At 65.6% G+C, this 14,687-nt stretch carries 16 protein-coding genes and 3 pseudogenes; 9 read left to right on the top strand and 10 right to left on the bottom strand.

Going from position 1 to position 14,687, the window contains the following annotated elements; translation table 11 throughout:
• Positions 1-227 precede the first annotated feature (227 nt).
• A pseudogene (locus tag DL519_RS12650) lies at positions 228-455 on the bottom strand (IS256 family transposase); the annotation flags it as partial.
• 102 nt (positions 456-557) lie between these two features.
• Between DL519_RS12650 and DL519_RS12645 the strand changes: the two are divergent.
• From DL519_RS12645 to DL519_RS46320, 4 genes are read left to right on the top strand one after another with little or no spacing between them, the layout of a single operon-like run.
• On the top strand, positions 558-1,688 hold the full coding sequence (locus tag DL519_RS12645) for a site-specific integrase (RefSeq protein ID WP_190814034.1): 1,131 nt from the start codon (positions 558-560) through the stop codon (positions 1,686-1,688).
• Positions 1,685-2,026, top strand: coding sequence for a hypothetical protein (locus tag DL519_RS12640; protein WP_190813056.1), 342 nt, complete (start codon positions 1,685-1,687; stop codon positions 2,024-2,026). Before DL519_RS12645 ends, DL519_RS12640 begins: the two co-directional genes overlap by 4 nt.
• Complete coding sequence (locus DL519_RS12635) at positions 2,023-4,038, top strand: tyrosine-type recombinase/integrase (protein ID WP_223838625.1); 2,016 nt, start codon at positions 2,023-2,025, stop codon at positions 4,036-4,038. Before DL519_RS12640 ends, DL519_RS12635 begins: the two co-directional genes overlap by 4 nt.
• Entirely contained in the window at positions 4,028-4,483 is a 456-nt protein-coding gene (locus DL519_RS46320; protein ID WP_223838804.1) for a DUF6262 family protein, read from the top strand. The genes DL519_RS12635 and DL519_RS46320 overlap by 11 nt, the downstream gene beginning before the upstream one ends.
• Before the next feature lie 97 nt (positions 4,484-4,580).
• Here the strand turns inward: DL519_RS46320 and DL519_RS12630 are convergent.
• The 4 genes and pseudogenes from DL519_RS12630 to DL519_RS12615 all read right to left on the bottom strand — a co-directional run.
• Positions 4,581-5,639 (bottom strand): annotated as a pseudogene (locus DL519_RS12630) (IS256 family transposase); the annotation flags it as partial.
• Positions 5,627-6,202 (bottom strand): transposase, encoded by a 576-nt coding sequence (locus DL519_RS12625; RefSeq protein WP_263399804.1) that lies wholly within the window; start codon positions 6,200-6,202, stop codon positions 5,627-5,629. The pseudogene DL519_RS12630 and the gene DL519_RS12625, both read right to left, overlap by 13 nt.
• Complete coding sequence (locus DL519_RS49910) at positions 6,096-6,377, bottom strand: winged helix-turn-helix domain-containing protein (RefSeq protein WP_223840269.1); 282 nt, start codon at positions 6,375-6,377, stop codon at positions 6,096-6,098. The genes DL519_RS12625 and DL519_RS49910 overlap by 107 nt, the downstream gene beginning before the upstream one ends.
• Positions 6,378-6,512: 135 nt before the next feature.
• Positions 6,513-6,749 carry a helix-turn-helix domain-containing protein gene (locus tag DL519_RS12615; protein ID WP_223838874.1) on the bottom strand — a complete coding sequence of 79 codons (237 nt, stop codon included), beginning with the start codon at positions 6,747-6,749 and terminating at the stop codon, positions 6,513-6,515.
• A 208-nt stretch (positions 6,750-6,957) separates the two neighbouring features.
• Here DL519_RS12615 and DL519_RS12610 point away from each other — a divergent pair, with 208 nt between their 5' ends.
• The 5 genes and pseudogenes from DL519_RS12610 to DL519_RS12590 all read left to right on the top strand — a co-directional run bounded on the left by DL519_RS12610 (position 6,958) and on the right by DL519_RS12590 (position 12,236).
• Positions 6,958-7,878, top strand: coding sequence for an endonuclease/exonuclease/phosphatase family protein (locus tag DL519_RS12610; protein WP_190814899.1), 921 nt, complete (start codon positions 6,958-6,960; stop codon positions 7,876-7,878).
• Positions 7,879-8,900: 1,022 nt separating this feature from the next.
• The gene (locus DL519_RS12605; protein WP_190814897.1) at positions 8,901-9,206 is read left to right on the top strand and encodes a hypothetical protein; all 306 of its coding nucleotides are present in this window, start codon (positions 8,901-8,903) and stop codon (positions 9,204-9,206) included.
• An 87-nt stretch (positions 9,207-9,293) separates the two neighbouring features.
• Positions 9,294-9,964, top strand: a pseudogene (locus DL519_RS12600) (nitroreductase).
• 522 nt (positions 9,965-10,486) lie between these two features.
• Positions 10,487-11,710 carry a molybdopterin-dependent oxidoreductase gene (locus tag DL519_RS12595; RefSeq protein ID WP_223838872.1) on the top strand — a complete coding sequence of 408 codons (1,224 nt, stop codon included), beginning with the start codon at positions 10,487-10,489 and terminating at the stop codon, positions 11,708-11,710.
• A 1-nt stretch (position 11,711) separates the two neighbouring features.
• A complete protein-coding gene (locus tag DL519_RS12590) occupies positions 11,712-12,236 on the top strand; it encodes a hypothetical protein (protein WP_190814893.1) in 525 nt (174 codons plus the stop codon).
• Positions 12,237-12,306: 70 nt separating this feature from the next.
• On the opposite strand, the gene DL519_RS12585 is transcribed toward DL519_RS12590, so the two are convergent.
• From DL519_RS12585 to DL519_RS46310, 5 genes are all read right to left on the bottom strand, one after another.
• Positions 12,307-12,621, bottom strand: coding sequence for a cysteine hydrolase family protein (locus DL519_RS12585; protein ID WP_223840268.1), 315 nt, complete (start codon positions 12,619-12,621; stop codon positions 12,307-12,309).
• Between the two features lie 135 nt (positions 12,622-12,756).
• Positions 12,757-13,128 (bottom strand): DUF2255 family protein, encoded by a 372-nt coding sequence (locus DL519_RS12580; RefSeq protein WP_190814891.1) that lies wholly within the window; start codon positions 13,126-13,128, stop codon positions 12,757-12,759.
• Between the two features lie 20 nt (positions 13,129-13,148).
• On the bottom strand, positions 13,149-13,556 hold the full coding sequence (locus DL519_RS12575) for a (R)-mandelonitrile lyase (RefSeq protein WP_190814889.1): 408 nt from the start codon (positions 13,554-13,556) through the stop codon (positions 13,149-13,151).
• A gap of 41 nt (positions 13,557-13,597) precedes the next feature.
• Entirely contained in the window at positions 13,598-14,158 is a 561-nt protein-coding gene (locus DL519_RS12570) for a cyclophilin-like fold protein (protein ID WP_223838870.1), read from the bottom strand.
• Positions 14,159-14,189: 31 nt separating this feature from the next.
• Entirely contained in the window at positions 14,190-14,630 is a 441-nt protein-coding gene (locus tag DL519_RS46310) for a zinc-binding dehydrogenase (RefSeq protein WP_263399803.1), read from the bottom strand.
• Positions 14,631-14,687: the final 57 nt, after the last annotated feature.

Genomic DNA, 14,687 nt, shown 5'->3' with positions numbered 1-14,687 from the left:
GAGAGTAAGTAGCTCTGACCTGCGCTATCAAACGAATCTTGACCAAGATCCATGCGTCAGATGCATGGATCCCGCTACTCGAGCACAGCCTCAGATCTTGATCAACTGGGTGGAAAACTATGTACGTGAACTCTATTCAGCTTCACTAGTGGTACGGCGGTCGGCGACGTTCTGCACCGTCAGACTTTGTGCCGGAGGAATTGTCAATACCTGTGGATCAAGATTGTTTAGGCGGCGGTGGGTGGGGCGTGGTCGTCGGGGCGTTCGACGAGTTTGCCGCCCTCGAAGCGTGCTCCTGCGCGCACGAGCGCGACGAGTTGGGGTGCGTTGACGGCGCGCCAGCGGGCCTGTGCCGCTTCGATGAGCTTGAATGCCATCGCCAGCCCGGCCGCGCGAGAGCCTGGTCCCTTGGTGACTTTGCTGCGGTGCCGCACGGTCGCGAACGTGGATTCGATGGTTATCTGGAGCTTCCGTGCGTGTGTCTTCCATGTGTGCCACGGGTTTGTCGTGGGCTGCGGTCGGCGTGGTGGACATGGTTATCTCCGGGCTCGTCCAGCATGTCGATCACGTTGGAGGAGCAGGTGCAGGTGCAACGGGTGGCGATGCCCGCCTCGCGGGTGCCGTCGTGGACGGTCCTGGGCGATGACGACGCCCCGGTCGAGCCGATCGAGCGTTATCTGGCCTATCTGACCGATATCGAGCGGTCACCGAACACGGTCAAGGCGTATGCGCATGATTTGAAGGACTACTGGGTCTTCCTGGAGCATCGGGGCCTGGACTGGCGGGAGGTGCGCCTGGAGGACATTGGTGAGTACGTCGCCTGGCTGCGGCTGCCGCCGACCGGCCGTGATGGCCAGGTGGCCGTGCTGCCCTCGCTCCAGCCGCATGTGGCTGGGTCCACGATCAACCGGAAGCTTTCGGCGCTGGCGGCGTTTTATGCGTATCAGGCGCGGCATGGCGTGGATGTCGGTGAGCTGTTGACCACGTGGCAGGTGCCCGGTCGGCGGGGCGGGTGGAAGCCGTTTTTGCACCACATCAGCAAGGACAAACCCCAACCGAGCCGGATGATCACGGTGAAAGCACCGAAGAAGCTGCCCCGGATCCTGACAGTCACTGAGATGCAGTCCATTGTGGATGCTTGTGACCGGCTGCGAGATCGCTTCCTTTGGTCCTTGTTGTGGGATTCCGGCTGCCGGATCGGGGAGGCGTTGGGCCTGCGGCATGCCGATATCGCCGCCGCGGAACGGGAGATCGTGATCGTGCCCCGGGTCAACGACAACGGCGCCCGATCCAAATCACGCGAGCAACGCGCCGTCCCGGTCTCCACGGAGCTGATCCGGCTGTGGGGTGACTATCTGCACGGCGAATACGGCGATGTGGACTCGGACTACGTGTTCGTGAACCTTTTCGCCGAACCACGGGGGCAGGCGTTGTCCTACCCGGCGGTCTACGAGCTGGTGAAACGGCTGCGGCGACGCACCGGGATCGACTTCGATCCGCACTGGTGCCGGCATTCGGCGGCGACCAGGATGCTGCGGGACGGCGTGCCCATCGAGGTCGTGTCCAAGGTCTTGGGCCATTCCTCGGTGACCACCACGATGTCCGTTTACGGGCATTTGACCGCCGAGGACGCGCGGCGGGCGTTGGAGAACGCAGGTTGGTTCACCGGGCGTGAGGTGAGCTGGTGAGCCTGTTCGAGATCACCCACGCCCAGCGCGCAGGATGGCAGCGCCGCGCAGCTGGCGAACTGGCCGCGATCCTGGATGCCCACCCACATCTGCCGATCATCGCGTGGACGCTGGCGCCCTCCGGCAGCCTCGTGGTGGGGCAGGTGAACGGACCCGCGCCAGCTGAGCAGCTCCGCGCGACATTCGAGCATTGGCGGTCCGCCCTGCGGCTTGCCGAGCCCCACGAGGTCACCTTCAGCGGCGGATCGGTGTTGCTGACCACGCAGGCGGCGTTCAACCATGTCCGGATCAAGCTGACCGCCACCCTTCCGCCCGACGCGCGGCAGGTGACGCCATGAATCGCGAAATTGCCAAGGCGCAGCGGCAAGCCACGGCCTCTCCCGGGCTGCTGGAGAAGTTGATGGCCGCGGTGCGCCCGGAGTTCCGCAGCGACCTTGTCGTTTTCGATCCTCGCGATCCGGTGTTCGGTGGTCCGGCATGCGCAGTGCCCGGATGCGTCCGGACAGCGCGCAGCCAGGGATTGTGTCCCGGGCATCATCAGCGGTGGTGGCGCAGGGAGGGCAAGCCCGATCTCGCGCGGTTCATCGCCACCACAGACCAGCAGGTCGCCGGCCCGTTGAGCGACAGTCCCACCAGCAGTGTGGTGCCCGCCTGCGAATGCAAGGTCAGCCTTGCCGCGCTGGCCCCGCAGCTGAAGCTGGAGGTGCAGTATGTGCTGCAATGCCGCCGCGACGAGCGGCTGGTCCGGACCCAGGTCACCACGGTCGCTCGCATGGTGCGGCTGTTGGCGGGCCTGCCGGTCGCCTCGCTGCTGGACTGGGACGAGGAGACCTTACGGACCGCGTTTGGTCGCCCGGCGCCGAAGGACGCGGGACCGCGGACCCTGGTTATCTACGGGGTGCGCAAGCTGGAGGATCTAGCCGAGGACCACGGATGGGACACCGAGTATCGGCGGGATGTGTGGCGGTTGCGGCGCCTCGGGCGGCCCACCGGAGGCGGGTCTCCCGCTCGCCTGCGATTCAATGCCATTGCCCAGCCGTGGTTGAAGGAGTTAGCCAAGCGGTGGGTGCGGTGGCGGTTGAGTACAGGACTGGGCAGCACCGCCGCGGCCCGGTGTGTCACCGCGATCACGCGGTTCGCACAATTCCTTGCCACCCACGAGATCGGCATTGACAGCCTGGCCAGCGTGGATCGACCGGTCCTGGAGCGGTACCTGGCCGACCTGCACGTCGAGTTCACCGGCCGACCGGCGCATCGCACCCACGTCGGGCTGCTCAACCAGTTCTTCAACGCGATCCGCCAGCACAGCTGGGACTCCTCGCTGCCGACGACCGCGACATTTTATCCCGAGGACTACCCGAAACACGGCGAACAACTGCCTCGCGCGGTAGCCGAGTACGTGATGGTCCAGGTAGAACATCCGTCCAATTTGGACCAGTGGGACCACCCGGCCTACCGGCTGGTCACGCTCATCCTGATCCGCTGTGGCTTGCGCGTCTCCGACGCGCTCAAGCTGCCGTTTGACTGTGTCGTCCTAGATGCCGAGGGCGCACCCTATCTGCGCTACCACAATCACAAGATGAACCGGGAGGCACTGGTCCCGATCGATGAACAACTCCAGCAGTCGATCAGCGAGCAGCAGCAACACGTCCTGGGCCGCTGGACCGACGGTGTCCCGGTGCTCTTCCCCCGCCCCCTGACCAATCCGGACGGCTCCAAGCCTGTCAACAGCGCCACCTACCGGCAGGCCCTGCACCGATGGCTGCAACGCTGCGACATCCGCGACGAACACGGCCGCCCGGTGCATCTCACTCCCCACCAGTGGCGGCACTCGCTGGGCACCAGATTGATCAACCGGGACGTGCCGCAGGAAGTGGTCCGCCGCATCCTCGATCACGACTCGCACCTCATGACAGGCCACTACGCCCGGCTGTCGGACACGACGATCCGCCGGCATTGGGAAGCCGCACGCAAGGTCAACGCCAACGGCGAGACGGTGACCCTGGACCCCGACGGGCCGCTGGCCGAGGCGTCCTGGGCCAAGCAGCGGATCTCCCGCGCCACCCAGGCTTTGCCCAACGGCTACTGCAGTCTGCCGCTGATCAAGACCTGCCCGCATGCCAACTCGTGCCTAACCTGTCCGATGTTCATCACTACCACCGAGTTCCTCCCCCAGCACCGGCACCACCAGCAGCAGGTGTTGCAGATCATCACCGCGGCCGAGGCGCGGGGCCAGACCCGCATGGTGGAGATGAATCGCCAGGTCGCCGACAACCTCGCAAAGATCATCACAACCCTCGAGAACGGCGAAGCCAACACCAGCAGGGAGACGTCAGCCGATGCGTCCTGACAACACCGCCCCGATCATCGCCGCGGCCCAGCGACGCCGCGAATTGACCCGAGCGAAGGCCCTCCAGGCACCGCGCGAACTCGACCGCACCGGCGCGCCGATCACTTTCCAGTCAGTGGCCGCAGCAGCTGAGGTGTCCCGGTCCTGGCTCTATGCCCAACCCGACATCCGGGCCGAAATCCAACGCCTACTGGAGGCAACCCGGCGCGCTCCCGCAGCGCCGATTCCTGCAAGTCAGCGCACCTCGGAGGAATCTGCCCTGGCACGACTGGACATCGCCCTCAAACGAAACCGCGAACTCGCCGAAGAAAACCAACGGCTTCGCCGACAACTCGCCCGTGCACTCGGTGAGCACCGCCGATCACCCCATTCGCGAGACCCCGGCGATTCACCCCCACCTCCAGCCAAACCGCATCGCACTTCAGTAACGATCGGACCCTGCTGAACCCACCCCGACAACCGCCGGCGGTTGCGTCGACAACACCATCTACGACGCAACCGCCCAGGCCAAAGCAATGATCATCCGCCGAACTCAAGATAACGATGGGGTTGGTAGTACGCAGATGAACCCAGTGCTGGGCGGGAAAGTCATAGAAGGCCAGTAGCTCGTCGACGTCGTCGGTGATCTTGGCGACGGCCTTGGGGAACTTCGCCCCGTAGGCGGTCTCGAACGCTTTCACCGCGTCCAGGGCGTGCCGGCGGTCTTCTGCGTTCCAGATCTCGGCCAGGGCCTTCTTCGCGCCGGGATGTGCTGATTTCGGCAGCGCGGCGAGCACGTTGCCGATCTTGTGGAACCAGCAGCGCTGCGCACGGGTGCCGGGGAAAACCTCGTGGAGTGCGCCCCAGAACCCCAGTGCCCCGTCCCCCACGGCCAGCACCGGCGCTCGCATCCCACGGCGGGCGCAGTCCCGCAGCAGATCAGCCCACGATTCGACCGATTCGCGGTAGCCGTCGGCCAGTGCGACGAGTTCTTTGCGGCCGTCGGCTCGGACACCGATCATCACCAGCAGGCAGAGTTTGTGCTCTTCCAGGCGGATGTTCACATGGATGCCGTCGGCCCACAGATACACATAGTCCATTTCGGAAAGATCGCGTTCGGTGAACGCGCGGTGCTCCGTCCTCCACTGCTCGGTCAGTTTCGTGATCACAGGGGCGGATAACCCCTTGCTACTGCCCAGAAATTGGCCCAGTGCGGGCACGAAGTCCCCGCTGGAGAGCCCATGCAGGTACAGCAGCGGGAGCACTTCGGTGATCTTCGGGGTCTTACGTGCCCATGGCGGCAGGATCGCCGAGGAAAACCGCTGGCGCGCACCGGTGTCCGGATCGGTGCGCTTGTCGTTGACCCGCGGCGCCTGGACTTCGACCGCGCCGGCAGACGTCAGGACCTCGCGGGCCTGATGATAGCCATTACGCACGACCAGGCGGTGGCCATGCTCGTCACGGGCGTCGGCGAACTGCGCGATGAAGGCATCTACCTCGGCCTGCAACGCCTCGGCCAGCATCCGCCGGGCGCCCTCACGGACGATCTCATCGATCAACGATGCCGAACCCGAGGCTGGGGCATCGCTACGGGGCTCGGGGCCAGGGACTACGCTGGGCATCGGGTCGTACCTTCCCGACCGACGCGCCAACGTCGGCCATGCTTGGAACCTTGCATCCGATCACTGGGAAGGTACGCCCCTTCCCAGCCGATCCACAGGTCTCCAGCATTGCTCGTGCGGATGCGGTCGATGCCGCGCTGGGCGAGTGTGATGGCTTCGTCGATGGTGTCGGGGCAGAGGTCGGCCAGTTCGACGCCCTTGACGCTGGACCAGAGTGCTTCTACGGGGTTGAGGTCGGGGGCGTAGCCGGGCAGTCGCTCGACGGTGAGCCAATCAGCTTGCGTGGCAAGGAAATCAATCATGGCCCTGCTGCGGCGGGCGGGAAGCCCGTCCCAGACCAGCGTGACCGGGTCGGGTGCGAGAAAGGCGCGCAGCTCAGTGAGGACGCCGATGAGTGTTTCGGTGTTGTAGGCGTCGGGTTGGACGTGGAAGGCCACCTCGGGTTTGCGGCGATCATCAGGGCTGGGTGGGTAGCACAGCGCGGCGGCCATAGAGGCGCGTTTCCAGTTGAATCGGTGTTCCAGCGCCGGGGTTTGCCCGATGGATGCCCAGCTGCGGCGCACGGTCGGTGTCAGCGACAGCCCGGACTCGTCGAAGAAGAAATCCACGCTCCGCGTGCGGCGGCGTTTTTTTGATCCTGGGCCAGTCTTCGGCGATCCAGGTGGCGATCCCGTCCTCGTCACGCTCGCGGGCGCGTCGGGCCGGGCGCTGCGCGCTCCAGCCGAGCCGGTCCCGCAGGATGTATCACACATGGCCCGGGTGATGCCGCACTCCGGTGATGCGTTCGATCACCGTGGCAATCCGTTGCAGAGTCCAGAGATCTTGGTCGAATCCATGCGAGCGCGCACCCGCCAGTAAGGCATGCCGAACGCGTTAGAGCTCCTCGTCGTCGATCTCCGGTGCCAGCCCGGGTGGACCCGCGCTGACCAGTGCCTCGCGGCCACCACGCTGCCATTTCTCGTGCCAACGATGGACATTCTGCCGCGAGGTCTCCAGCAACCGCGCGACCTCGGCCTGCGGGAAGCCCCGCTCGAACAACTCGGCGGCGGCCATCCGCACCGACTCCATCGCGGCCCGATCCCGCCGCACCACTACACCCTGCTTGATCACCGACACAGCCAGCTGTGATCACACACGGCCGTCATCCTAGATCACGAAGGTCGGTAAGGGAGCGATCGAACCTGGCATCCGAATGTGCTGTGCGCCGAATGGGTCATACAACATCACGGCCTGGGCGCTCATGGCGTACTATGAATAAGTTTGGCATCCGTTGCATCGCCGCTAGTAGGGATGCTCTGCCCGTTGAGGGAGCCTTTTCGTGTTAAACAAGTATCGATTTACCCGACGTGCTGGTCTGAAGGCCGCGTTAGGTGCGGCCATCGCAGCGCCTCTTGTGAGTGCAGCTCTGCCTGCGCCGTCCGCATTGGGAGTCGAGAGCCAGAGCCCTCAACTGCAGATTGTGACGTACAACCTTGAAGGTCAGGGTACCAAGGGGCCAAAGTGGCGGAAGCGCAGGCCGGTGGCGAAGGCGATGTTACGGCAGGCACAGCCACATATTGTGGGCGCTCAGGAAGGCGCCACCTACACGCAGGTGAGCCATGTCGGCCGTGACCTTGGAGAGAATTACCGCTGGCTCGGCGAGGGTAGTAGGGGTGGCCGTAACGGTACGATCAATGCGATCTTCTACGACGTCCGCCGTCTGCAGGTCGTCGATCACAACACGTTTTGGCTCTCGGGCAAACCCAACACGGTCGGCTCGAACACGTGGGGCGGCCAGCACGTCCGTACGGCCACTTGGATCCTCTTCAAGGACAAGCAAGACGGGGGACGAGAATTCTACGTGCTCAACACCCACTTCGACAACGGACCCCAAAGCCAAGATGTACGCCTGAAGAGTGCCGCTCTCATCGGTGACTGGATCTCCAAGCGTCCCCCCTCCAGGCCATTTCTCGTGACCGGTGACTTCAACTCCGTCGCGCACAAGAATCCGGTCTACACCAGGCTGCTCAACCGTGGCGGACTCGTCGACACCTGGGACACCGCTGCCACGCGGGCCAACGAATACGGCACGCACTGCGGCCATCACAATAAACCACTCGTGCCGAACGGCGACCGCATCGACTGGATCCTCTCCGACCCTATGGTCACGACCGATCACACGGAGACCAATATCTTCACCAAGAACAACCTGCGCCCCAGCGACCACCTGCCCGTGCAGGCCTGGGTCCACCTACGATGAGCAGTGCGCTGTCTGGGGCGCGGCGTCATGACTCGTGCCCCACACGCTCTCTGGGAGAGCGGCCCGTGACAGCCGCTCACCCCCTGCGTGACGGCCGTGTTGGCCTCGACGAAGAGGGCTGGCGCGCAAGGCGGAAGAGGTCGTTCTTCGCGACCGATTTTGCCGCCCGGACGGCTCGGTCGACTGCGTCCGAGCCGTTCTTCCCTCATCCCTTCATGTTGCCGGGATGCCAGGCGGCGGCAGGTGCCGGCTGGCCGCAGTGGGGACAGCTGAGGCTGTTCAGCACGAAGCGAGCTGCCGGCAGGCGCTCGTAGCCCTCCCATTCGCAGTCGGGCTGCGAACAGCGGTATCGGACGACGAGCCCGCTGCGGTGGCTCGCGGGCAGGTCGTGGTGCTCGGAGCGGAGGGGATCCGACACGAGTTTGGGCACAGGCGGAGGCGGAGTGCGTCGGACGGGAGTTGACCCAACAGCTTGGCGAATTGTTCAAGGCCGAGTCCCTCGCGGTCCTCCGGGGAGAGTCGGGCGATGAGGTGGTGAAGACGTCCGCCGGGCGTGGCTAGCAGGTCGTGGACCGCGCACAGTACTTGGTGGACTGTCGTTTGGGGGATTGCGAGGCGCCTGGCGATCGCGCGTGTGGATCGTTCCTTCTCGGTGAGTTGGTCATGTGGTGGAAGGCCGGCGTGTTGTGCCACGATGTTGATCTGATCAGGGCCTAGCTGTAGGATTCGCAGCAGGTTTTCTCAGCTTGTGTTTTCGGTGATGCTGGATTCGAGGTCGACGGGTGTGGGATCTGCTCGATCGTAGATGGCCGGCAGCGCAATGTGGCGGTCGTCGTTTTCGTCGTCGGTCGTGGTCAAGCCCAGTCCGAGGCGTGATCCGCAGCCCCGTCATCCCCCAATGCTCCAGCCCTCTTGCTGGTGGTTGATCGGCGCGAGGATGCAGCAGAATGGAGACCATGAGCGAACACCAGTGAGCGTGTACCGACGCTGTAGACGAAGCCCTGGCGTCGTGGAGCGACGCCGTGCGACACGCTGAGCACGGCGAGACCGTTCCAGTCATTGCCCACGGTGAGCATGTCGCCGACGTGGTCCCCTCCGGCGAGCTCGATCGGTTGCGCGAGACGATCGAAGTACTGTCCGACGCCGAGGCCATCCAGGACCTCCTCGAAGGACTCGCCGACGTCGCCGCCGGCCGCCCCGTGTCGGGCCGCCGACCTGCAAGCACCCCTGGCCAACGAGTGAGCCACCTCAATGTTTCGGTTTCACGGGTCACGCCCGCGATGGTCCGCGAGGTGCTGGCTAGGGCGCGTGACCTGGCAGGGCTTTAACGTGGTGGGGCGAGACCACAGTCGATGCGCAGGTGCGTTGTGATCGTTTTCGGCTGCCATAGCCAGCGACTGGGGAGGTACGCGATCTTGGATGTCTATGAAGCGGTAACGAGCCGACGGGCGGTGCGCGGATTCACCGACGAGCCTGTGTCGAGGGAGGTGCTTGAGCATGTGCTGTCCGCCGCGGCTTGGTCGCCGTCCGGATCGAACATCCAGCCGTGGAACATCTACGTGCTGACCGGCGCGCTGCTGGCCGAGCTCAAGACGCGCGCCGTCGAGCGCGTGGCCCACGGTGACCCCTGGGACGAGCGGGAGTTCGAGATGTACCCGCCCGCGCTGAAGTCCCCGTACGGCGACCGCCGATCCGCCTTCGGCAAGGAGCGCTACAGCGCACTTGGCATTGCGCGCGAGGACTGGGAGGCGCGCCAGCGGGCGGCCATCGCCAACTGGAACTGTTTCGGCGCGCCCGCCGCCTTGTTCTGCTACATCGACCGCGACCTTGGCCGGCGCCAGTGGGCCGACGTCGGTATGTATCTGCAGAGCGTCATGGTGCTACTGCGCGCCGAAGGGCTGCACAGTTGCCCGCAGATGGCGTGGTCGCAGGTTCGCGAGACGGTCGCGGAGTCCTGTCACCCCCGGACGGGCTCATCCTCTTCTGTGGCATGTCGATCGGGTTCGAGGACGTCACGGGCACGGTGAGTCACGCCCGTACGGGCCGGGCGCCGCTCAACGAGACGGTCACGTTCGTCGAGAGTTAGCTAGCTGCGACCTGTCCAAAATCCCGAGGGTTCGCGTTCTGGCAACAAAGCACCTTCACCGGCAAGTTGCATTTCCCCAGTGTGCCGGTCAAGGACCGTGATGGTTTCAGTTCAGCGCGTGCGTACCGCACCGTCGTCCTACCCTGGCAAAGGGCAGGTGCACGCATCGCTGGCGCCATCGCGAACTTGGTGTGTGCCCGCGGTTTCGACATCAAGGGGGTGGCACCCTTGACCACACCTTCTGCCGACGAGCCTTCACAGGGCGCAGGCAACAGCGCGAAACCGAGCGAGACCCCCGTCCCGGAAGAGGCTGCGCCGCCCGCTCCCGCCGCGACTCCCTCCGAGGAGACGCGCGAAACTGACCACGGCGACGGCATATGCCCTGAACGAACCAGCATGCCGCCGGGGGAGGAGCCCACCGCGGAGCTCGGCGAGCCTGGTTCTGAGCCTTCGTACGGGTTTCCCGCTGGACTGTTGCGAGCTCTGGACCGGCATCGCCCCCCTGGTTTGGGGAAGTCGCGCTTGTGGCGAAGCCCGCTGCGCGGCCCCTGGCTTACCTCTGTCTTCGGTGCCGTGCTGCTAGTGGGCCTGCCCATCGTCATCGTCACGGGCCTTTTGTCGTACATCGCCTACGGACCGCAGTTCGGACAGGCGATACCCGCGAACGTGGGCTGGCTGCACCTGCCCTACTTCGACTGGCCCACCCGACCGTCGTGGCTTTATCGCCTCAATCAAGGGCTGCACGTTGGCCTGGGGCTGATTCTAATTCCGGTGGTACTGGCCAAGCTCTGGTCGGTGGTGCCGAGATTGTTCTCGTGGCCTCCTGCCCGATCCGTGGCAGAGGTCGTCGAACGGTTGTCGTTGCTGCTGCTCGTCGGCGGGATCTTGTTCGAGATCGTCACGGGCGTGCTCAACATCCAGTACGACTACGTCTTCGGGTTCAGCTTCTACACGGCACATTACCTCGGCGCGTGGGTGTTCCTGGGGGCGTTCGTGGTTCATGTGGCCGTGAAACTGCCCCGAATGGTCGGCGCGCTGCGGTCGCGTTCGTTCCGGGCGGAGATGCGCACTTCACACGCTCAGACTCGCCCGGAGCCCCAAGATGAGGATGGCCTGGTCGCCGCTGAGCCTGCCGAAGCCACGCTCAGCCGGCGCGGTGCGCTCGTCCTGGTGGGCGGCGGGGCGCTGTTGGTGGCCGTGGTGACCGCCGGACAATCGATCGGTGGCATCACCCGAGGCTCGGCTCTGCTGTTGCCTCGCGGTCGTTCCTACGGCCCGGGCCCGAACGATTTCCAGATCAACCGCACGGCGGCTGCCGCCGCGATCAACCCTGGAGATGTCGGTCAGGGCTGGCGAATAGCGCTCGACGGTCCACGGCCTATGGCGTTGGACCGGGCGAGCTTGCTCTCACTGCCGCAGCACGCGGTCACATTGCCGATCGCGTGCGTGGAGGGGTGGTCCACCGTCCAGGAATGGAGCGGAGTGCGGCTCCGGGACCTAGCGGCGCTCGTCGGCGTGCCGCAGCCACGCTGGGCGCACGTACGTTCAATGGAGGAAACCGGGGCGTTCAACCAGGCGACCCTGCAAACCAACCAGGTCACCGATCCCGACTCGCTACTTGCGTTGCGGGTCAACGGAGTCGACCTCTCGCTCGACCACGGTTACCCGGCACGGATCATCGTCCCCGCGCTGCCCGGTGTGCACAACACCAAATGGGTGCGATCGATCGAATTCCGGGGAGGCTGAGATGCCTCGTCTGCTTGCCCGCTGGATGCGCTTCTACGGCGCCGGTCCGCTGCATCTGGTGCTTCTGCTGGGCTGCTTCGCGCTCACCGGGTACGTCGTGTTCCAACTCCTGGCCGAGCCGCTGCTGATACGCATCGCCGTCTGGTTCGCCGCCGCGATCATCTTGCACGACTTGGTGCTGTTCCCGGTCTACGCCCTCGCCGACCGCGCGCTGACAAGCGTTGCGCACGTCAGGTCGCGAAACGCGACCCGATCCCGGGTATCACCGGTCAACTACATCCGAGTCCCGGTCTTGGCAAGCGGCCTGCTGCTCCTGCTGTTCTTGCCCGGCATCATCCAGCAAGGCGCCACGACGTACCTCGCGGCAACCGGACAGACCCAAGCGCCCTTCCTTACCCGCTGGGTCCTGATCACCGTCGGCCTGCTCGCCGCCAGCGCACTCCTCTACGGAACGCGCCTCGCGTACGCGCACCGCCAGGAGAAGCGGCAAGCCGAAAGCACCAACGAATCCGAAGCGGATGTTTGATCAGCACGGCCGCTGCCGGCGATGCTCAGCCTCCATGACGCCATGCGGGAGCCTGACGTGACGGTGATATTCAGGAGGCGTGGGACGAGGGCAACGCGGCGATGAAGTCTTCTGTGGTCAGGATTGCGTTGGCGTAGGTGGGCGCGTTGGTCTCCAGGGTGGCCTGCATCTCGGACCAGTCGAATCCGGCTGTGGCGTCCTTGATCAGGGTGACCTGGTAGCCGAGTTCCGCGCCGAAGCGGGCGGTGGTGTCGATGCAGGTGTTGACCCGCATACCGATGAGCACGATCTCGGTGATGCTGTGCTGCTTCAACAGCAGGTCCAGGTCGGTATTGGCGAATCCGCTCGAGCCCCAGTGTTCCTGGGCGAGTAGGTCCCACTTCAGGTCAGTCTGGAAGCCGCCCGCAAGAAACTTGCATCGCTGGATCGCTTGGCGCGCAACAACAATCGTATCGGCCCGGTGAACATCGGCATGCCGATCGTTCCTGGCTGATCGGACGCGGGCCGACGGTCGGATGGGTCAGCGCGGTACGAGTTTGAGCGTGGTGTCCCGTGCGGCGACCATCGGGTCGGTGTAGGTGGCGTTGTAGCGGCTGTACTTGGTGCGGTAGGCGGTGTCGACGCGGTCGTTGAGTTCGGTGTCGGCGATCTCGACGAAGGTGACGTTCTTGTCGACGCTGCCGCATCGGATGTGGCCCTCGTGGCTGGCCTGTGCGGCGCGGTACCAGGAGCCGGCGCGGCCTCGCCAGGAGCGCACGTAGAGGTCGTCGCCGTCGCGAACAACCCAGACCGGCACCGGGCTGCGCAGGGTTCCGTCGTCGCGCCGGGGCGCGATCTCCAGCTCGTCGGTGTGGTCGACGACGGTCAGTTCGTGAGTGGTCCAGGTCATCATCGGCTCCTGGTGGCGCTGTGTCAGGGGTGTTGGTGGGTGGCGGCGTACTGCTCGTCGGTGACGGGTTCGAGCCAGGTGGTGCCGTCGCCGTCGTGGGTGCCTTCGAGCATGGCGATGTGGCTCATGCAGGTGGTGTTGGTGCCGGCGTGCCAGTGTTCCTCGCCGGGCGGGGTCCACACGGTGTCGCCGGCGCGCATGCGGATGACCTGGCCGTCGCGGTTGACGACGTAGCCGACGCCTTCGGTGACGTGCAGGGTCTGCCCGTTGGCGTGGGAGTGCCAGTTGGTGCGGGCGCCGGGGGTGAACCGGACCAGCGAGGCGATCAGCCGGGACGGCGGTTGCGCTGTCTTGATCGGGGTGACGTAGACGTCGCCGGTGAACGCGGCGGCGGGGGCCTTGGCGGTGTCGTTGACGGGGGTAAGTTCCACGGGATTCTCCTCAATGAGTGGGTGTTCGTCATGGTTGGTTGTCAGCGGCCCGAGGGGGAACCGTCGGTGCTGGGCGAGATGGACTCGATGGTGGCCGGAGCATCCGGTGGGAGGTCGGCGAGCAGGTCGACGGCGGCGGGGTCGAGGGTGCCGAGGCGGATGAGGCGTTCGGAGTGCGGGAAGTCGCGGTAGAACAGTGCGAGGTTGCCCCAGGGGGCGTAGTAGGTGATGTCGCCCGCGTGTGCCTCGGTGCCGGCTGGGGCTTCGGTGGTGGTGAGGCGTCGCGGGAGGTCGGCGATGCGTTCGGTGCCGTGGAAGTCGGCGAGGGTGAGGTCGAGCGGGAGGAGCGCGGCGAACTCGCGGGCGGTGGGAGTGTCGTCGAGCGAGCCTTCGACCTCGGTGCCGCCGACACGGAGCCGGATATCCATGGTGGACGCTTTCCTGGTGGTGTTCGTGGGGTTCTCCGTGGACGTGGGCGACTCGGTGGTGGACGGCGTGCTGGGCCGGGTGTCCTCGTCCTGCCCATCGCACGCGGCGGTGAGCAGGACGAGAGGCAGCACGACCGGACCCAGCAGTGCTCGCACACCCCGGCGCCGGACCATGGTTATCCCCCTGTGCTCGTGGTCGTGCAGGTCACGGGCGAAGGAGCGTCTTGATGGCGCGGCGTTCGTCCATAGCTTTGTAGCCTTCGGCGACCTGGTCGAGCGGCAGTTCGAGGTCGAAGACCTTGCCGGGGTCGATCGCGCCGGTCTGGATGCGGTCGACGAGGTCGGGCAGGAACCGCCGCACCGGCGCTGGGCCGACGAGCAGCCGCGCGTGGGAGTAGAACAGTTCCTCGCCGGGAAGGGTGACGCCGTGAGCGACGCCGACGTAGCCGACCGCGCCGCCGGGGCGGGCCGACCGGATGGCCTGCATCATCGATTCCTGGGTGCCAACGGCTTCGATCACGCTGTGCGCGCCCAGGCCGCCGGTCAGCTCTTTGACCGCGGCCACGCCGGCATCACCGCGTTCGGTGACGATGTCGGTGGCGCCGAACTCGGTGGCCAGCTTCTGGCGTGGTTCGTGGCGGCTCATCGCGATGATCCGCTCCGCACCCAGCTGCTTGGCGGCCAGCACCGCGAGCAGGCCGAC

Origin of the sequence: Saccharopolyspora pogona, from assembly GCF_014697215.1 — a bacterium.
GTDB classification, from domain to species: Bacteria; Actinomycetota; Actinomycetes; order Mycobacteriales; family Pseudonocardiaceae; genus Saccharopolyspora; species Saccharopolyspora hattusasensis.
Note: the sequence above shows the minus strand (reverse complement) of the source record. Positions and strands in the feature narration are given on the sequence as shown.